The following is a 20,562-nucleotide window of genomic DNA, read 5'->3' as shown; positions in this document are numbered from 1 at the left end:
AGAGGGTGCCAAAGATATTATTGGACACCCTCTTTTTATTTAAGATTGCTTACTTAGCAACTCTTTCTAGCCATTTAAGCATGAAGATAATCGTAAACATTGAGATTACACATGCGGTTACAAACACTGCCCATGTCATCCAAATTGGAATGTGTTCATATAAAATTGCACCAATAAATAACAATCCGTTACCAAAAGCAGTAGCACCTAACCAACCACCTTGCATAATACCTTGTAAGTGAGGAGGAGCAACTTTAGATACGAATGAAATCCCCATTGGGCTAATGAATAACTCAGCTACCGTTAAGATAAAATAAGTAAGGATTAGCATCATTGGACCTACTTTGTCAGCTTCAGCTAGTGGAGTACCACCTAATGAAGAAGAAATTTCATTAAACAATGGTAAACCGAAAGATCCTAGTGTCATTACAACAAAACCAAGAGCTGCGATAAACATACCAATCGCAATTTTCTTTGGAGTAGAAGGTTCTTTACCACGAGCATTTAACCATCCAAAAATTGCAACAACAATTGGAGTTAAAAATACTACGAAGAATGGGTTAGCAGATTGGAAGATCTCAACAGCGAAATCCCATCCGAACAAACTCAATCTAGTATAATCTTTACCAAACATTGTAAGTGTTAATCCATTTTGGTGGAATGAGAACCAGAAGAAGATTACAACAGCAAATACAGCTAATAAAGCGTAAATACGTTGTTTGATTTCCTTAGGATCCATGTCAACAACAGGAGTTTCTGCTTTTCCATTTTCTTTAACATCTTCTTTGCTACCAGCAGGATTTGGGAAAGTTTTCTTTCTAGCAATAAAAATAGCTGTAGAAATCAACATTGCTACAATTGCAATACCAAATGCATAATGGAAACCTTCGTTAAATACATTCAAATAACTATTTGAAAATGCTTGAAGATTTTCAATAGTTCCACTTGTAGAAGCAGCTTCAGCACTTGATTGAAATTTAGCAATGTTCTCGTTAGTCATTGTACCAGCCAGGTAAGTATGACACTGCTCAGGAAGGGTAGCATCATAAAAGAATCCATGCTTTTCAAGCCACCATTTTCTGATACCAGGAGCTACAAGAGGAGCAAAAATACCACCAACATTGATAAACATATAGAAAAGAGAGAAACCAGAATCGCGTTTTTCTCTGTACTGAGGATTATCATACATTTGACCAACCAATGCCTGTAGGTTACCTTTAAATAAACCATTACCAAAGGCAATAATAAATAAACCTACAATTGAAATTGTCAAATAAACTGGCACACTCGAAACAGGAGTTGGAGTAGGAATAGCTAGAATTAAATAACCTCCTCCCATAAGGATTAGACCAGTTAAAATAGTTCCTTTATAGTTTCTTAATTTATCGGCAATAATACCACCTGCTAAAGCAAGGATATAAATTGAAAAATAAAAGCCCGAATAAATATAGCCAGCACTTGTACCATTCAAACCAAATTTTGCTTGTAAGAAAAGTACAAGAATAGCCATCATGGTGTAAAAACCGAAGCGTTCGCCCATATTAGCCAATGACGCCGGAATTAGTCCTTTAGGATGTCCTTTAAACATAAATGTTAGTTTTAATTTATAATAGTTTCGTTTCAGTTATGAAAGTGACAAATATATAGAAAAAATCAGAAGTCCATAATGATTTGTAAGCGTTTCGATCGAATTTAAATCGTTTTCGTAAGAAGTGGCGAATTTCAAAAGTTTAGTATCTTTGATAGGAAAGCCCATTTTGCTGTGTGTTTGGCACTTTTGCGAGTGTTTTTTAATAGGTGTTACTTGTTGGTAACATGTTATTAAAAAGCAATCCTAATAAGAGTGTTCGCATATTATACCATTTAAGTTTCAGTGTGAGCTTTAAGCGAAACAGTGAAATATTAAATTGAAATGCCGATATATAATCAGTTAGCTATTTAAAGCAAAGCGAGCAAATGGCTAGTCAGATTAATCATCGGTACAATATCAAGAACTTTTTTACGTCTAAATACAAACCGTTAGAAACATGAAAATATTTCCCGCCTCTAAAATTGCAGAGATTGATTCCTACACCATCGAAAATGAACCCATTGAATCAATAGATTTAATGGAGAGAGCTTCGAGCAAATTCTTCAAGAAGATATTGAAGAGATACCCTGCTCCCAGGAATTGTAAAGTTTTTGTAGGACCAGGAAACAATGGAGGCGATGGTTTGGCTGCAGCCAGAATGTTAGCTGAAAAAAACTATACTGTTGAGGTTTTTATCATCAAAATCTCTAATCAGCTTTCGAAAGATGCGGAGGTAAATTTGCAGCGCTTGAAATTGATTAAAATCGTTGATATTTATGAATTGACTTCGATTGATGCAATGCCTTGGCTTTTTCCTGATGATATTGTGATTGATGCTATTTTTGGTTCAGGACTTTCGAGACCCATTGAAGGTTTGGTTTTTGAGGTGATAAAAGCAATCAATGCCAGTGAGGCGAGCGTTGTGGCTGTGGACATACCTTCGGGCTTAATGGGGGAAGACAATTCAAAGAACAATTATCATGGAATTGTAAAGGCTGATTTGACTTTAAGTTTTCAATTTCCAAAGTTGGCTTTTTTGTTTCCGGAAAATGCAGATTACGTAGGAGAGTGGGAAGTTTTACCAATTGGCTTACATCCCGAAATTATTAAACAAGAGCAAACTCCTTATAAAATTTTGAATCGCGAGTTTGTAAAATCTTTATTAATGCCCCGAAAAAAGTTCGATCATAAAGGCACATACGGTCATGGTTTATTAATTAGTGGAAGCTATGGAAAAATGGGAGCGGCCATTTTGGCATCTCGGGCAAGCTTGCGCTCAGGGATTGGTTTGCTAACTTCACACATTCCAAGGTTAGGCTATGAAATTATGCAGACTGCGGTTCCAGAAGCTATGGTGAGTATAGATCGTTCGGATATCATTTTTACAGAATTTCCTGACCTAGGTCAATTTAAAGCGGTAGCCATAGGTCCTGGTATCGATAAAAAGCAAAATTCTTATTGTGCCATGATCAATTTATTGAAAGAAGTAAAAACACCTATGGTGATTGATGCTGATGCCATCAATATTTTAGGAGAGCATCCTGAATTGAAGGCAGATTTGCCAATGGGATCTGTATTTACGCCACATCCAATGGAATTTGAGCGATTGGTTGGGAAAGCGGAAGATAGTTTTACACGCAATAACATGCAACGTGAGTTTGCCAGGGAATATGGTGTAACTCTTGTATTAAAAGGAGCTTATACGGCTATTGCTTGTCCTGAGGGAAGTGTTTATTTCAATCCAACGGGAAATCCAGGTATGGCAACTGCGGGAAGTGGAGATGTGCTTACAGGAATAATATTATCTTTGCTTTCGCAAGGATATTCTTCGAAAGTAGCGACAATTATTGGAGTATATCTTCATGGTTTGGCAGGCGATTTGGCAGCAGAGAAGCTTGGATATGAAGCTTTAACAGCTAGCGATATTATCGACTTTCTGCCAAAGGCATGGTTAAGATTGAAAAAATAGGGAATTGTAGAGACGTTGTATAATGTATACCACAATGTAAAGACGTAGCATGCTACGTCTCTACGCAAAATGAAAATAAAATGAACAGAAACATTTTTAAATTACTAGTAGCAATTTTGATTGTTGGTGGAACAATTGGAAATGTAAACGCACAAAAGCGCAGAACTTTAGAAACTCCAAACACGGTTATTTATGCCTTACCACAAACAGTATTAAAAGTTGATGTGGTGGCTGAAAAAACGATCATGAAAAAAGGACCTTTTGCCGACTATGCAAAAAAATACCTTGGTATTTCTGATGTTGTAACCAATGATGGTGTAGAGTGGAAATTAAAATCGATAGAGTTAAATGGAGTAGGAGAGGTTGATCCTGATCAGTACTATAAAATAACTACTTCGGTTGATTATGAACCAAGTTTAATTTCTTTAACTCCTGAAGGTTTGATTCGCGGATTTAACATTAAGAATTCTTCTTTTGAAAATATAGAAAAAGAGATTATTTCTCTTACTTCTGATGATGTTAAGATGGAGTATGGAAAATTCTCGATTGACCCAATCGTTAAGTATAAAGAGGATACCACATACCAAGTTGTTGAAACTGATACAGCATTTATAAAAGTACCAGTTTTGGAAAAGCAGGCTCTTACCAAATCGGTAGAAGAGAAAGCTGAAGAGGCGGCTCACCAGATTTTTAAATTGAGAAAGAGAAGATTTAAAATTCTTACTTCAAATTACGAAGTGCTACCTCCTGATGGAAAAGCTTATGAAGTATTGGTGAAAGAATTGGCAAAATTGGAAGAAGATTACATTTCGATGTTTGTGGGTAAAAAAGTGAGCATTCAGAAAACTTATCAATTTTCATATGCACCAAAGCAAGGCGAAAATGGTGGCGTTATTTTCCGTATGTCGCCACAAATGGGACCTGTTGGAGTGAACGATTTAGGAGGTCGCCCAGTTCGAGTGGATTTTAAAAACTTGAATGTTACCAACCAGTTGGCAATACTGCCATCGGCGGGAGTGAATCCTCAAACCCAAATTGCATATAGAATACCAGGTATGGCTGATGTATCCATTTCAAATGGCAAAAGTGTTTTACTAAAGAAACGCATGCCCATTGCCCAGTTTGGTAAAATTGCAAAAATGCCAGCAGAAGTTCTGTTAAATGAGAATTTCAGTATCGAATTCTATCCTGAACTAGGTTCGATAAAGGATGTAACAAAGTAATTTCAGTGAACAGTTATCAGTTACAGTTATCAGTAAAATAGTTGGGATTGCAACTTTTGTTCAGATTTCCAATATCAATAAAATATCAGAACCCAAATCTCAAACTCCATAATTGGATTTTGGAATTTGGGTTTTGAAGTTTCAATAGTTTCTTAAAAATCCTTAATTCCGATTCTCTTTTGCAATTAATACCATTTTAACTATGAAATTAGCTTGGTATAATGCCGATAGATTAATGACAGCGCTAAATGCGCAGCTGTTTTAGTGCTAATGTCATTAACTAATCGGTATAACTCTTTCCGCCTTCCTCAAAAAATATTACCTTTAGTGCTCTTAAATAATAAACACAAAATTTAACGGAGGAAATATATAATGAGCAAAGAAATTTTAAGCCTCGAGCCTAAAGCAATCTGGGAAAATTTTTATTCTCTAACTCAGATTCCACGTCCATCGAAGCACGAAGATGCGATTCAGGATTTTATGATGAAGTTTGGTCAGGACTTAGGTCTTGAAACCATTAAGGATGCAGTTGGTAATATCATTATCAAGAAGCCAGCTACTCCAGGTTACGAAGATCGTCAAGGTGTTGTATTGCAGGGTCACCTGGATATGGTTCCACAGAAAAATGCTGATACAGTTCACGATTTTGAAAAAGATCCGATTACTGCTATTATCGATGGAGAGTGGGTAACTGCTGATGGTACTACTTTAGGTGCTGATAACGGTATGGGTGTTGCAGCTGCAATGGCTGTTCTACAGGCTACAGATATTGAGCACGGTCCGGTTGAGGCTTTGTTTACTGCTGACGAAGAAACAGGTATGACTGGTGCTTTTGGTCTTCAGGATGATGTTTTAGATGGTAATATCCTTTTAAACATGGATTCGGAAGATGAGGGAGAACTTTACGTAGGTTGTGCTGGTGGTATCGATGCAAATGTTAGCATGAAGTACAAAGAAGAAAAACTTGAAAAAGGATATGTTGCTTACAAACTTTACATGAAAGGTTTGAAAGGTGGTCACTCAGGAATGGAAATTATTCTTGGTCGTGGTAACTCTAACAAGTTGTTGTTCCGTTTCATGAAATATGCTACTAAAAACTTTAAGCTAAAATTGGCTTCTGTTGATGGTGGTTCTCTTCGTAACGCAATTCCACGTGAATCTTTCGCAGTAGTTGCTGTACCTGAAAAATACAATGAGAAATTCTTAGCTGCAATTGCTGAATTCGAAGCTATTTACAAAGCAGAATTATCAGCTGTTGAACCAGATCTGGCATTCTTTGCTGAAGCAACTGATGTACCTAAGAAAGTATTCAAGAAAAAATCTCAGAAGAATTTAATTAACGCTATTTATGCTTGTCCTAATGGTGTTATTCGCATGAGTGATGATATGCCAGGATTGGTTGAAACTTCATTGAACCTTGCACGTGTTTACAGTGAAAATGGTGTAATTACCATTCAGGCTTTGATTCGTTCATCTGTAAATTCTGCTAAGGAAGATTTAGCTCAAATGGTTTCTTCTACTTTCGAAATGGTAGGTGGAAAAGTGAAATTGGAAGGTGAATATCCAGGGTGGAAACCAAATATGGAATCTCCTATTTTGAAAACCATGCAGACGGTTTACAACGACAAGTATGGTAAGATTCCTGAAATCAAAGCAATTCACGCAGGTTTAGAGTGTGGTTTGTTAGGAGCTGTTTATCCAAACTGGGATATGATTTCATTCGGACCAACGATCCGTTTCCCTCACTCTCCGGATGAGAAAGTGAAGGTTGATACTGTAGCTAAATTCTATGATTTCTTAATTGAAACTTTGAAGAATGTTCCGGTAAAAGAAGCTGTTGAAGCATAATTTAATGCGATCAGATATAGGAAAGGACGTACATTGTACGTCCTTTTTTTTCTGTCTACAAGTATGGTGTTTTCTTCACAGATGTAGCATTGCTGCATCTCTATCTAAATCTCCTAAGAAGAAGAAATATCACCAAATAAAAAAGACTACCAATGCCACTGGCAACAATTAAGGAGCCAAGAGCAAATTGCAGGTAGTTTTCACCTAATGTTTTTAAATCCATTAAATCGGGAACCTCTGTTTGAAATTGTCCTGTTAGTACAAAAGCTCCGGTTTGATAACCAGCTATAAGAATTAAAGGAATTATTGGAGGTATACTACTAATGTTAACTGTTACCAAAACCAGAACTTTGTTAAGACGTAGCAAAACAGCCAGCGATAATGCCAATGCAGTTTGGAACCCCCATGTTGGAGAAAATGCTATAAATGCACCCAAGGCCAAAGAAAGCGCAATAACCGAATTAGAGTTGTTGGCCGCTGTAATCTCTGCTACAATAGCTTTTTTAATTCTCGATGGTCTGAATTTTTCTATATATGCTTGATAATTCATATCTGTCCAACTTTTCCTACCCAATTAACAAATCGGAAATAAAAATGTTCGATTAACCGTTTACTGATCACTGTTCACTGATCACTGTATACTGTTCATTGTCTTAATCCAATTTCCTTCAGTTGTCAGAAAATCTTTCATTAAATTAACAGTCATGCATGAGTGAACAGGCAATATTCCAATAAGATCTCCGATTGTAAACTGATCAAACAAATCATCGCTACAACGAATAATTCCATGCTCTTGAGAAATACTTGCCAGGAATCCACCACCTAGTATTTCACTCCAGCCATTCTCAGTTATTCGTACCAAACTACCAAAGAGCTTTGTTCCTTCGTCGTCGGCCTCAATAAATTCTTTGGAGAAATGAACACCACCACCATGAATCACCAATTCGTTTCTGTCGATATTACGTGCAATTACAGGACAAGCCATGGCTACGGCAATTTCGTTTTCGTCACAAGATCCCAGTACATATTGCATGATGTCGTAGAATACAAAATTCCCTGGTCGAAGTTCATCTATGCCATAAAACTCTTCACTTATGCTACATGCAGGAGTATCGCCAAGAGAAACTTCAATGTTTGGGATTTCTTTGCGGAATACATCCTTTAACTCGTTTAAATCCAGTAGCGTTTTGCTGTGATTTTTGTGGATGTCGTTTTGATCTTTTGCATTGTAATTATGTCCGGAATGAGCCAGGAACCCTTTGCAATTCAACAAGTCTGTCTCCTTCATCAAATCAACCAGAATTCTGAATGAACCTATTGCTTCAGAAGGCAATCCACATCTGTGATAACCGGTATCTACCTTTATAAAAATGCCCACAGGATGTTTCAATTCCGATTCTAAAAAGAGTATGGCTTCTCTTGATTCAACTACCAGGTTCAATTGAATTTTGGAAGCCAAATCGTTAATTAAATCCATTTCACGAACATTAACAGGAATGGCTACGGTAATATCCTTCCAGCCATGATCCGCAAAGTATTCAGCCATATCCATTGACGAAACGGCAATGCTTTCAACACCTTTTTCTTTGAACCAATTTCCTACTTCAGCAGATTGATGAGTTTTAAAGTGCGGACGTAAACGTGCATTTGCTCTCTGTGCCTTTGCTATCATGGCTTCAATGTTGCTCATGCATTTTTGCTTGTCAAGAAGTAAAGTAGGGCGAATTATTTTCGAATCTAGTTTATTCATCGGGCTTTTGTCTATTGAAAGTGATACTGGATATAAAATCTATTTTATTCTTTCTCTGATATTTTTAAGCATATTGTCTCTCAGGTCAAGCAAATTTTCAGATATTCCAACCTTGTATATATGCGGACTGATAAAGCGCTTGTGCTCGTCAGGCAATTGATTAAACCTCTGCTTTAGGTATGCATTGATTTCGCCTGGAGTTTTACTTTCAATTAGAATTTCACCATTTTCCATTACTTTTTGAGTTAACTCTTCGACTGTATAATTGCTTACCTCAGTATTCTTGTCTCTATGGAATGGGTGGTAAATTTTGTCTGCATTTTCTTCCTTAGCAAGTAAAATTCCATCTCTGAAAAACTTCCCATCCTTATCGAAATATCTCATCAATTTCTTCCTTCCGGGGATTGTAATCTTTTCAATATTCTCTGATATTTTCAATCGAGGATTTCCATTATTTTCAACCAATTTGTACACGCCATCCAAAGCACCGGTATCCTTTCCTGTTACCAGTTCGGTTCCAATGCCATAACCATCGATTCTTGCGCCTTGTTCGTTCAAACTTTTAATTACGTATTCGTTTAATTGGTTTGAAGCAAATATCTGAACATAGCCTAAGCCTTCATCATCAAGCATTTTTCTGGCCTTTTTGCTCAAATAAGCCAAGTCGCCGCTATCTAGTCGAATGCCAATTAGTTTATTTCCTTTCTCTTCTAATTCCTTAGCTACAATTATTGCATTCGGAATACCTGATTTTAATGTATTGTAAGTATCTACAAGAAGAACCGTGCTTGTAGGATTTATTTCTGCATATTTTCTGAAAGCATCCAATTCATCATCGAAACTTTGTACCCATGCATGTGCTTGAGTTCCTGATACGGGAATATCGTAATTGAATCCACTGTATACATTGGATGTGGAATCTGCACCTCCAATTACTGCTGCGCGTGAAGCATGAACTCCTCCTAAACCTTGAGCTCTTCTCAAACCAAAATCAGCGAAAGCTTTTTCTCCAATTACATTTCTAATGCGACATGCCTTGGTTGCAATAAGCGATTGAAAGTTCAAGTAGTTTAGCAGAAGGGTTTCTATTAACTGAGCTTCTATGATATTTCCTTCTACACGAACGATTGGTTCATTGGGAAATACAATTTCACCTTCGCGAACACTATAAATGGTGGCGTTGAATTTAAAATCCTTCAAATAATTTAAGAACTCTTCTCGTAAGCCAGACTTCCTTAAAAACTCGATGTTTTTATCGTCATACCTGAAGTTCTGTAATATTTGTAAAAGATCGTAAAGGCCGGCAAAAACAAGGTATCCACCTTTATATGGATTCGTTCGGTAATAGTAATCGAAAACAGTTTGCTCTTGTTTCTTGCCACTTAGGAAGTAGCCTTGTGCCATTGTCAGCTCATAAAAGTCTGTGTATAAGCCTGCATTTTCCGTTAATGTGTTCATCGGATTTATTTAAAATAAAAATCACCTCAAATATAGGGATTATCTGCCTTATAAGCCTGAAATGTGGAATCAATATAGATAAGTTAAATATGTTTATAACCATTTGTTACTATCTGTATTAATCCTAAATTAGCGGCCTTTTAAAAAATTAAACAACAAAAACTTATAAAAATGGTAATGACTGCGCAATTAAAAGAATCTATTAGAGATTCTAAATCGGCCAGATGGTTTGTTTTGATTACAGTGTCGTTTTTGATGCTTACAGGATATTTCTTTACAGATATCATGTCACCTTTACAAGGAATGTTGAGAGATCAAATGGGTTGGTCGAATTCGGCTTACGGTACATTTGCAGGATCTTATTCAGCATTAAATGTATTCTGTTTGATGCTTATTTTTGGAGGTATCATTCTTGATAAAGCAGGTATTCGCTTTACGGGAACCTTCTTTGTTGGCGTTATGATTCTTGGAGCATTCCTAAACTATTATGCAATGACTGATACGTTCAATAATGGAGGTATTGGATATGCATTTTTAGATTCATTTTTAACCAAATACCCACCTTCACTAAAGATGGCTATGATCGGATATTCATTGTTTGGAGTAGGAGTTGAAATTGCAGGTATTACTGTTTCTCGTATCATTGTAAAATGGTTTAAAGGAAAAGAAATGGCATTGGCAATGGGATTAGAGATGGCTTGTGCTCGTGGAGGTATGTTAATTGCATTCTCAGCTTCACCTTGGATGACTGGTGCTGATAAAATCATTACACGTCCATTGGCATTTGGTGTAATTCTTTTAATCATTGGTTTGTTGGCATTTTTCGTACATAACATGATGGATAAAAAATTAGATGCTGAGGTTGCTGCAGATGATTCAGTGGAATCTTCGGAAGATGAATTTAAAGTGTCGGATGTATTCTTGTTGTTCAAGAATCCTGGATTTGTCTTGATTGCTCTACTTTGTGTATTGTTCTACTCGGCAATTTTCCCATTTACCAAGTTTGCTCCGGATTTGATGGTACAGAAATATGGTTTTGCAGAAGAACTTTCAGGTATGATTGTAGGACTTTTACCAATTGGAACCATGGTGTTGACACCTGTGTTTGGTGCATATATGGATAAAAAAGGAAAGTCAGCAAGTATCATGATGTTAGGCTCATTGTTATTGATTTTCTCTCACGTAATTTTTGCTTACTTACCTGGAAATACTGCTTTTGCATTTGTTGCAATGGTTGTTTTGGGATTTGCCTTTTCATTCGTTCCTGCTGCAATGTGGCCATCAGTACCAAAAATTATCCCTGAATCTCGTTTAGGTTCTGCTTATGCAATGATCTTCATGATTCAGAATGTTGGTTTGATGTTGTTCCCTATGTTATTAGGATATGTATTGGATCAGTCAAATCAGGGATTAGAAGAAGGTGCAGCTTTAAACTATACCGATTCGATGACTTTAATGGTAGGTTGTGGTATTGCAGCTCTTATTGTTGCTTTCTTCCTACGTTCAATCGACAGCAAGAAAGGATACGGTCTGGATCTTCCAAACATTCAGAAATAATTTATATCATTTCTGCTTAAATATTAAAAATTGGAATAGTACCGATGGATCTATAAGTCCTGCTTACAAATACAGTGGAGTTACCGGGAATTTGAATCCCTTTCGGAACCAATCAAACATATTATAAAAGTCGCCTATTAGGCGACTTTTTTTTGTGCCTTTTATTCTAGTATGAATTCAGTCATTTGTTTTTTAAGTCATTAATCTTAATTTAGTGGGCTCCTAAAATGATTAATAAAAGTTTAACCCTAAAATTTTAATAATGACAGACGCTATTAAAAAGACGTTGAGAGAAAACGCAGGTGCCCGTTGGTTTGTGTTAATTCTCGTTTCGGTAACTATGCTTATTGCATATACCTTTATGGAGGTGCTTTCTCCTCTTCAAACTCAAATTCAAAGTACTTACGGATGGAGTGGTACCGATTGGGGAATTGTTACCGGAGCTCAGGGATACTTGAATGTATTTGCATTTATGCTGATTTTTGCTGGAATCATTCTTGATAAGATGGGTATCAGATTTACCGCAGTAGGATCTGGTTTGGTGATGATTATTGGTGCTACTATTAAGTACTATGCATTTGCTCACAATTATGAAGTGGGAGCAACAATCATTGGAATCGATGCCAGAGTATTTACTTCTGCAGCTGGTTTTGCTGTATTCTGTGTGGGTGCCGAAGGTGCTGGTATTACTGTATCAAGAATCATTGTAAAATGGTTTAAAGGAAAAGAGATGGCTTTGGCTATGGGTACCGAAATGGCATTGGCTCGTTTAGGTTCATTCCTTGCTTTATTTGGATCTCCACGTATTGCAAAAGCTTTTGATATCCCTACAACGGTATTGGTAGGAACTATTGCCTTAAGTATTGCATTAATTCTTTTCATTGTTTATTGTGTGATGGATGTGAAATTAGACAAGCAAATTGAGGATGAGGCTGAGGAAGAAGAACCATTTAAAATTGCTGATCTTGGTTTGATCATCAAGAGTAAAGGTTTCTGGTATATTGCGATCCTTTGTTTGTTATTCTATTCAGCAGTATTCCCATTCTATAAATTTTCATCAGGTTTGATGGTTAATAAGTTTGGTATCGATCCTTCAACAGCAGGTGATATTCCATCTATTTTGCCATTTGGTACCATCCTGTTAACACCTCTTTTCGGTTTTATTTACGATAAGTTAGGTAAGGGTGCTTCTATTATGATTTTGGGAGCTGTATTACTGGTGATTGTTCATACCATCTTCTATTTACCAGCGCTTACTGCAACTTGGGTTGCTATTGCTGCTGTAATTCTTTTAGGAATTGCTTTCTCTTTGGTTCCTTCGGCAATGTGGCCATCGGTTCCAAAAATTATCCCAGAGAAACAATTGGGATCGGCTTATGCTTTGATTTTCTACGTGCAGAACATTGGTCTAATGTTGGTTCCAATTCTTTTAGGAATTGTTTTGGATAAGACTAACCCTGGTGTAAACGAGAAAATTGAAACTGCAATTGCAAACTTCAGAGCAGAAGGTGTACCTGCTAACGAAATTTCTGCTAAAGTTCAGGGATTAAGAGAAATTGGTGAGATTCCAATGTTCGATTATTCTTCAACCTGGCTAATTTTTGTAGGATTAACGATTCTTGCTACCATTTTTGGTTTCCTATTGAAAGCGGAAGACAAGAAGCAAGGTTACGGTCTTGAATTGCCAAATATTCAGAAGTAATTGAATTGAAAAATACTTTCAAAAGCTGTCCAAACGGGCAGCTTTTTTTATGCGGTGTCGAAAAGTTTTGTATTTTCGAAGCCTTAATATAACTAACACTAAACTAATGAATACAGAAGCTTTAAAAACCTCCTTGCGTGATTCCGTTGTTACCCGATGGGCAATGCTCTTTACTGTTGGATTTGTATTGGCAGCTAACTATTATTTCTATGATGCTTTATCTCCATTAAAATCAACCTTAACCAGAGAGCTTGGATTCGATAGTACCGATTTTGGTCTGTTTGTCTCGGTATATTCAGTACCCAATGTTTTTTTACTAATGGCAGTTTTTGGGGGAGTAATTCTTGATAAACTGGGCATTCGTAGAACTGGGTTCATGTTTATCGCATTTATGGCATTGGGAGCTTTGCTTACTGCTTATGGAGCCAGTGATATGTACCGTAATGAAGGTTTAGGCTACGCTTTCATGTCTTCTTTTATGCCTGGATATTCACCAGAATTAAAAATGATGTTATTGGGGCGATTCCTATTTGGTTTAGGAGCAGAAACCAGTATTGTTGTAATTAGTAAAATCATTGTAAAATGGTTCAAAGGAAAAGAGCTGGCTTTGGCATTTGGTGTAAAACTAGGTTTGGCAAGAACAGGTTCTATGTTGGCATTAATGCTTTCACCTAGATTGATTAATGCTGAAGCTGGGTGGACAGTGGCAACATGGTTTGCAGCTTTCTTTGTAACTACAGCACTTCTTGTATTTTTGATTTATATGATGTTCGACCTGAAGTTGGATAAGCAAGTTGAGAAAAGTACACTTGAATCTAAATCAGATCCATTTAAGTTTTCAGATCTTGGAAAGTTGATTACAAATCGATCATTTATTTTTGTTACACTTTTGTGTTTGACCTTTTATTCAGCAGTGTTTCCATTTTTTGCATTTTCGGCAGATTTCTTTAAAAACAAGTTTGGTTTAACCGAAATCCAAAGTGGTGATATTGCAGCTATGATGCCGCTAGGAACCATGTTGTTTACTCCTATTTTTGGATTCTTTGTTGACAAGTATGGGAAAGCAGCATCCTTGATGATATATGGGTCCTTAATATTAACAATTGTGCATCTTACTTTTGCATTTACCACAGTTACTCCATATGTTATGATGGTGATTTTGGGCTTGGCATTCTCGTTAGTGCCTGCAGCTATGTGGCCTTCTGTTGCTAAAATGATTGATGAAAAGAGAATTGGTTCTGCATATGGTTTCATGTTTTCAGTGCAGAATTTAGGTCTCTGGGCTTTCCCAATTTTAGCAGGAATGATTTTGGATGGTACTAATCCCGTAGGGACGGAAAGCTTAGATTATACTTACACAATGATCATGTTTTCTGGTCTTGGGATTGTTGGATTTATCTTTGCCTTGTTGTTAAAGCGAGAGGATAAAGTATCAGGATACGGTTTAGAGTTGCCTTCGAATAGTAAATAGAGATATTTCAATATAGAAAACAAAGCTGTCAATAATTTGGCAGCTTTTTTTGTGCTTAAAACTTAGCGTTTTGAATAAAATATGATAAAGAAATCATATTTTTTTAGTAGGGTAATGTTCTATTTTATCGTTTTATTAATAGACAAAACTTAAAACTACTCGCAACCTTTTTATTAAAGATGCATCTGTAAAATAAAAAATTGCCTTATGAAAGTACGACTAATTTATGCTGGAATAGCCTTGTTCTTATTTGTTTCATGTTCTACTGTATCGAATACAGCAAGGATAAATACCAAAACGTTAGATCAAAAAAACGATAATCAGATTAGTATGCAGTTTTTAGGGAATGACAATTGCTGCGTTGAAATGAAAAATTGTGAGGGTGTTTGGAATCGAGAAGATAAAACAATCTACCTGACAGGTTTAATTGCAGACAGTGATTGTATGGATACTGCAGAAGAAATTAGTATTGGAGTTCAAGGAGTAGACTTGCATGATATTAAGTTTCCCCATGTGGTTTGTGGTGAATTTGATGAATCGGGTTATGTATCCTGGTATAATGAGCAGGAAGTGCAAAGAGAAAGAAGTTTTTGTAATGAGACAGGTGTTTGTGAATATCAGGGCAATGTGAAAAAAGACAAAATTAAACTCACATTAACTGGATTTGAAAACAACGTATTATACGGAAGTTTTGAAGGGCGAATTTTTCTAAAAGGCACTGGTAAGTTGAAATTTGTGAAGACAAGTGAATACAAGGATATCAGTAATGGAAGCTTTAGTGTAAACCTAACAAATGAGCAGTTTAAAAAGCGAAGCAATTATTTGGTAAATAAATAGGTCAGAATTCATATCGCCCGGGATTTATTGTTGAATCGATTTGTGGAAGAATTCAAAATGTAAAAGAATGAGGAATTTGGTGAAACTATTAGCTGTTGTATTCCTTTTATCGGGTGGTATGCTTATTCCTGGTAAGGTACAGGCTAAGCGAACTTACAAAAAATTAGTAGTAAAGCATAAAAGATACAAACGATATCCTGCAAAAGGAACACATGTTTTGTATGTGAATTCCGCCAAAAGAATAAAGTATGGCAAAGGAGTGTTTTATCATGCAAATGGAATTTATTATAAAAAATCAACCCGGGGATACAAGATTGTTGCTGCACCGGTAGGAATTAGGGTTAAGGTGCTACCGGCAAAGCACGTTCGAATTGTTTTAAATGATCGTAACTATTTTTACCATTACGGCACCTATTACATTGCGTTAGGAAAAAGGTATGAAATTGTTACGCCTCCTGTTGGCATACAAGTAGACAATTTGCCAAATGGGTACAAATTGATTACGAAAAATGGTAGAACATTTTATGTGGTCGATGGAGTGTATTACAAACGCGTTATTTTAAAAATGGCGTAAGAGTATTCCAGGTTGTACGTGCAGTATGAAAAAAAATCCCGCTTAATAGCGGGATTTTCTATATAATATATGTTGATCTTAGTCAATCATTCTGTCGATTGTTTGTGCTCGGTTAGGACCTACCGAAACAACTTTTACAGGAACTCCTGTTTCTTTCTCAATGAAATCAATATACGCATTAAATTCTTCCGGGAATTCATTTTCATGAGTCATTGAAGTCATATCAGTTTTCCATCCTTTAAATTCAGTGTAAACTGGCTCAATATCCTCAGTCATTTCGTAAGGAACGTGTGCTACTTCCTGACCATTTACTTTGTATGAAGTACAGATTTTAACACTTTCAAAATCATCCATAACATCTGATTTCATCATGGTTAATTCAGTAACGCCATTAATCATGATAGAATACTTCAATGATACTAAATCTAACCAACCACAACGTCTTGGACGACCTGTAGTAGAGCCGTACTCATTACCATTGTCTCTTAATTTTTGTCCATCTTCATCGAACAATTCAGTAGGGAATGGTCCCATACCTACACGAGTACAATAAGCTTTAAAAATACCAATAACATTACCAATTCTGTTAGGAGCAACACCTAAACCAGTACAAGCACCAGCACAAACAGTGTTCGAAGATGTTACGAATGGGTATGAACCAAAATCAATATCCAATAGAGTACCTTGAGCACCTTCCGCAAGAATTGATTTGTTTTCTTTTAATGCATCGTTTAGGAATTGTTCGCTATCGATGTGTTGGAATTCGCTAAGAACTTTAATTCCTTCGAACCATTCAGCTTCGTACTCAGAAATATCATAGTCGAACTCGTAGAATTTATCAAGCATCTGACGGTGCTTAGCAACTAAAAGATCGTATTTTTCTTTAAAATTACTGTTAATATCACCAACTCTTAAACCGTTTCTACCAGTTTTGTCCATATAAGTTGGGCCAATACCTTTAAGAGTAGAACCAATTTTCGATTTTCCTTTGGCAGCTTCCGAAGCAGCATCAAGAATTCTGTGAGATGGTAAAATTAAATGTGCTTTTTTAGAAATGAATAATGATTTAGACAAATCAATACCCAATCCTTTAATTCCTTCAATCTCCTTTTTAAAGATTACAGGATCAATAACAACACCATTACCAATTACATTGATTTTATCATCGCGGAAAATACCAGAAGGAATAGTGTGTAAAACGTGTTTTATCTCGTTAAATTCTAAGGTATGTCCTGCATTTGGTCCACCCTGAAAACGGGTAATTAAATCGTACTTTGGGGTCAGTACATCCACAACTTTTCCTTTACCTTCATCTCCCCACTGGAGGCCTAAAAGCACATCAACTTTCATCTTGTCTAATAATTTGATTTAAATCTTATAATCTAATTTACCGGACCGAATTGTTATTTTTTCGGATTTATAAAACGGTTCGGATTTGATGTTAAATCTTGAAGGATGGTTACAAGTTTTAACAGTCAAAGGTAGTAATTATTTTGATATTGCTTTGAAGAAAATTCAGCTTGTTGATAAAATGTGCAGGTACAAAAAAACCTCTTGTTTTTAAGAGGTTTTTAGGGAAATATGATTGTTGATAAATTTAGTTGTTTTCTAGTTTTCTACATTCCTGACAAGTTCCATAGATGTATAATGAGTGGTGCGAAACCTTGAAATCCATATCGTCCGATACGTTTCTTCTTACATCATCCAGTCTTGTGTCGCAGAATTCTAATACTTTTCCACAACGAGTGCAAATTAAGTGATCGTGTTTGTTGCTATCGTAAGCCTTTTCGAATTGAGCAATATTTTTACCAAATTGATGCTTGATTACCAATTTGCAATCAAGAAGCAAATCTATAGTATTATAAAGAGTTGCTCTACTTACACGATAATTTTTGTTTTTCATAAATATGTAAAGAGACTCGATATCGAAATGCCCTTCACGTGAGTAAATCTCATCTAAAATAGCATATCTTTCAGGGGTTTTTCGATGTCCCTTTTTCTGAAGATATTCGGTAAACATCTTCTTCACAATTTCTTTGGTGTCCTCGTTGCTCATATCTTAAAAATAACCTAGGTGTTATCTAATCTAATTTAAAATAATGGTCTAAAATAGTAATTTTTTTTAGAATTAAAACCTTATTTAGAATAAATTTTATCTAGGAATATTCTTCAATATTTTCGATACGTTTCACGTTATCAAGGCCTTTGATCTTGATAAGCTTCACGATAAGATTGTTAAGGTCTTCCGTATTGTGAACGTAAAGGTGAATCAGTCCTTCGAAAACGCCATCGTGACTTTCGAAGTGAAGAGACCTCATATTTACGTCATGATCTTTTGAGATAATATTGGTTACCTCGTTCACAATTCCAATTTTATCAATGCCTGAAAGCTCAATAACAGCAAGGAAAGACATTAACCTATGACTGGTCCAGTCGGCTGCTAAGATTCGATCTCCCTGACTTGACATCAGTTTTAAGGCATTTGGACATTTTCGTTTGTGAATGGTTACGTTGTTGGCCATATCTAAATAACCAAGAACCTCGTCACCTGGAATAGGCTTACAGCAAGTGGCAATTTTGTAGGACTCATTGGCAGCCATTTCATTAAGCATAAAAGTCTTCTTTTTATCAATGGTTGGCTTCTGGTCTTCAACTGTTTCGCTTGTGGTTTCTTCTTCGGCTTCCTCTTTGTCACTATCACCAAAAAAATTAAGTCGCCAATATTTAATGAATTTGCTGCGCGATTTTTTGCGAACAATAGCTTCTATTTCATTGATATCGATTTTACCCATACCAATTTTATAGAATAACTCTTCCTTGCCAGATAGTTTATAATGTTCAAGCATTTTTCGCAAGGCTTTAGCATTTAGCTGAAGTCCAACCTCTAAAAGTTGATCTTCTACCATTCTGGCACCCTTGCTGGTATATTCTTTTCTCTCTTTCTTAAAAGCGGACTTTATTTTCGATTTGGCTTTTGCTGTAACAACAAATTCGGTCCACTCATGTTTTGGAGATTGTTTTTCGGAGGTAAGGATTTCCACCTGATCGCCACTTTTAAGTACATGACTAAGAGGAACCAAGCGGTGATTTACTTTAGCACCAATGCATTGGTTGCCAATGTCTGTATGAATTTCATAGGCAAAATCCAGCGTGGTAGCATTTTTAGGTAAGGTTTTAATATGACCTTTAGGTGTAAAAACCTGAATTTCCTGTGAGAACAGGTTCAGTTTAAATTCATCTAAAAATGCCATTGCATCGGCTTCAGGATTATCAAGAATTTCTCTTACATCCTTTAGCCATTTATCAAGTTCCGATTCGCCGGAACCATTAATATTGTATTTTGAATGAACTGCAAAGCCTTTTTCTGCAATATCATCCATTCTTTCTGTTCTAATCTGAAATTCTACCCAATTTCCTTGCGGTCCCATGGCAGTTACATGCAATGCTTCGTAACCATTTGCTTTAGGGGTACTAACCCAGTCTCTTATTCGCTCTGGTTTTGGTTTGTAGATATCGGTGATTAGAGAGTAAATATTCCAACATTGGTTTTTTTCAGGAATGCCTTCTTCAGGCTTAAAAACAACACGAACCGAAAGCAAGTCATAAATTTCCTCTACGCTAACATTCTGAGTTTGCATTTTGGTCCAAATGGAATAAATGGAACGAGGACGGTTTTTTATGGAGCAGCGGATGTTATTGTCTTGCAGTTTTACTTCAATAGGCGCAATAATTCGCTCAATAAGCTTAGCTTGTTTGGCTTCCTGCTCTTTTATCTTCTCATCAATTAAGTTGTAATCATCAGGATGCTCATACTTTAAACTTAGATTCTCAAGCTCTGTTTTTATTGTGTATAGGCCCATACGATGAGCCAATGGAGCAAAAAGAAAAAGAGTTTCACCAGCAATCTTCATTTGCTTGCGCAATGGCATGGAACTTAAGGTTCGCATGTTGTGCAGGCGATCAGCCATTTTTATCAGAATTACACGTAAATCATCTGATAAGGTGAGAAGCATTTTTCTGAAGTTTTCCGCTTGCATTGATGTTTTCTGATCAAAAACACCTTTGATTTTGGTTAGTCCATCAACGATTTGAGATACTTTCTCGCCAAATAGATTTTCAATATCTTCAACGGTATAATCTGTATCTTCAACCACATCGTGAAGCAAAGCTGCAACAATTGATTTTGTGCCAAGACCCATTTCTTTGGCAGCAATATGAGCAACTTCAATTGGATGTAATATATATGGTTCTCCTGATTTTCTTCGCACACCTCTGTGGGCTTTCCAGGCAAATTGGAAAGCCTTCTCAATCATCTTACGACTCTCTTCAGCATGACTTCTTTTGCAGTCTTTTAAAAGAGCTTCATAAGCATCAAGTACTAATTGTTTATCTTTTTCGGTTTCAACGTTCATAAATAAACTTGAGTTCTCTTCTTTGTTAATTTTAGTTGTAATCTCTAAATGTAGCGAAATCTAACTATTATTTAATGCTTTGCTAAGCTTAAAATTGTACTATTTTCTATACAAATCGTCTTTAAAATGGATTTTAAGCAAGATTGCTGATAATTTATCCTATGATTTAATCGGTTTGTTAAAAACTAAGC

Annotated in this window: 15 protein-coding genes; 8 read left to right on the top strand and 7 right to left on the bottom strand. The window is 36.2% G+C overall.

The features are described from left to right. Nucleotides 1-49: 49 nt before the first annotated feature. A complete protein-coding gene (locus NQ163_RS07925; protein ID WP_268189775.1) occupies nucleotides 50-1,588 on the bottom strand; it encodes a peptide MFS transporter in 1,539 nt (512 codons plus the stop codon). Nucleotides 1,589-2,027: 439 nt separating this feature from the next. Between NQ163_RS07925 and NQ163_RS07920 the strand changes: the two genes are divergently transcribed. The 3 genes from NQ163_RS07920 to NQ163_RS07910 all read left to right on the top strand — a co-directional run bounded on the left by NQ163_RS07920 (nucleotide 2,028) and on the right by NQ163_RS07910 (nucleotide 6,610). Then, complete coding sequence (locus tag NQ163_RS07920) at nucleotides 2,028-3,539, top strand: NAD(P)H-hydrate dehydratase (protein WP_268189774.1); 1,512 nt, start codon at nucleotides 2,028-2,030, stop codon at nucleotides 3,537-3,539. Between the two features lie 80 nt (nucleotides 3,540-3,619). After that, nucleotides 3,620-4,762, top strand: coding sequence for a DUF4831 family protein (locus NQ163_RS07915; RefSeq protein WP_268189773.1), 1,143 nt, complete (start codon nucleotides 3,620-3,622; stop codon nucleotides 4,760-4,762). Between the two features lie 372 nt (nucleotides 4,763-5,134). Continuing rightward, nucleotides 5,135-6,610 (top strand): aminoacyl-histidine dipeptidase, encoded by a 1,476-nt coding sequence (locus tag NQ163_RS07910; RefSeq protein WP_268189772.1) that lies wholly within the window; start codon nucleotides 5,135-5,137, stop codon nucleotides 6,608-6,610. Nucleotides 6,611-6,710: 100 nt separating this feature from the next. Here NQ163_RS07910 and NQ163_RS07905 read toward each other — a convergent pair whose 3' ends face one another. From NQ163_RS07905 to NQ163_RS07895, 3 genes are all read right to left on the bottom strand, one after another. Continuing rightward, the gene (locus NQ163_RS07905; protein ID WP_268189771.1) at nucleotides 6,711-7,160 is read right to left on the bottom strand and encodes a DUF2062 domain-containing protein; all 450 of its coding nucleotides are present in this window, start codon (nucleotides 7,158-7,160) and stop codon (nucleotides 6,711-6,713) included. Between the two features lie 81 nt (nucleotides 7,161-7,241). Next, a complete protein-coding gene (locus NQ163_RS07900) occupies nucleotides 7,242-8,360 on the bottom strand; it encodes an alanine racemase (protein WP_268189770.1) in 1,119 nt (372 codons plus the stop codon). Between the two features lie 39 nt (nucleotides 8,361-8,399). Beyond that, a complete protein-coding gene (locus NQ163_RS07895; RefSeq protein ID WP_268189769.1) occupies nucleotides 8,400-9,818 on the bottom strand; it encodes a nicotinate phosphoribosyltransferase in 1,419 nt (472 codons plus the stop codon). A gap of 171 nt (nucleotides 9,819-9,989) precedes the next feature. Here NQ163_RS07895 and NQ163_RS07890 point away from each other — a divergent pair, with 171 nt between their 5' ends. The 5 genes from NQ163_RS07890 to NQ163_RS07870 all read left to right on the top strand — a co-directional run bounded on the left by NQ163_RS07890 (nucleotide 9,990) and on the right by NQ163_RS07870 (nucleotide 15,959). Beyond that, nucleotides 9,990-11,375, top strand: coding sequence for an MFS transporter (locus NQ163_RS07890; protein WP_268189768.1), 1,386 nt, complete (start codon nucleotides 9,990-9,992; stop codon nucleotides 11,373-11,375). Between the two features lie 262 nt (nucleotides 11,376-11,637). Beyond that, entirely contained in the window at nucleotides 11,638-13,077 is a 1,440-nt protein-coding gene (locus NQ163_RS07885; RefSeq protein WP_268189766.1) for an MFS transporter, read from the top strand. Between the two features lie 106 nt (nucleotides 13,078-13,183). Next, entirely contained in the window at nucleotides 13,184-14,548 is a 1,365-nt protein-coding gene (locus tag NQ163_RS07880) for an MFS transporter (RefSeq protein ID WP_268189765.1), read from the top strand. Nucleotides 14,549-14,755: 207 nt separating this feature from the next. Then, a complete protein-coding gene (locus NQ163_RS07875; protein WP_268189764.1) occupies nucleotides 14,756-15,385 on the top strand; it encodes a hypothetical protein in 630 nt (209 codons plus the stop codon). Nucleotides 15,386-15,452: 67 nt separating this feature from the next. Next, nucleotides 15,453-15,959 (top strand): DUF6515 family protein, encoded by a 507-nt coding sequence (locus NQ163_RS07870; protein ID WP_268189763.1) that lies wholly within the window; start codon nucleotides 15,453-15,455, stop codon nucleotides 15,957-15,959. Nucleotides 15,960-16,037: 78 nt separating this feature from the next. Here the strand turns inward: NQ163_RS07870 and NQ163_RS07865 are convergent, their stop codons facing one another. The 3 genes from NQ163_RS07865 to NQ163_RS07855 form a co-directional block, all read right to left on the bottom strand. Beyond that, nucleotides 16,038-17,309, bottom strand: coding sequence for an adenylosuccinate synthase (locus NQ163_RS07865; RefSeq protein ID WP_120238775.1), 1,272 nt, complete (start codon nucleotides 17,307-17,309; stop codon nucleotides 16,038-16,040). Between the two features lie 247 nt (nucleotides 17,310-17,556). Further along, entirely contained in the window at nucleotides 17,557-18,015 is a 459-nt protein-coding gene (locus NQ163_RS07860; protein WP_054714678.1) for a Fur family transcriptional regulator, read from the bottom strand. Nucleotides 18,016-18,115: 100 nt separating this feature from the next. After that, nucleotides 18,116-20,371: a RelA/SpoT family protein gene (locus tag NQ163_RS07855; RefSeq protein WP_268189761.1), complete on the bottom strand. Its 2,256-nt coding sequence runs from the start codon at nucleotides 20,369-20,371 to the stop codon at nucleotides 18,116-18,118. Nucleotides 20,372-20,562 lie beyond the last annotated feature (191 nt).

This window comes from Marinifilum sp. D737 (assembly GCF_026672275.1).
Classification (GTDB): domain Bacteria; phylum Bacteroidota; class Bacteroidia; order Bacteroidales; family Marinifilaceae; genus Marinifilum.
This window is presented reverse-complemented; position numbering and strand designations above follow the sequence as displayed.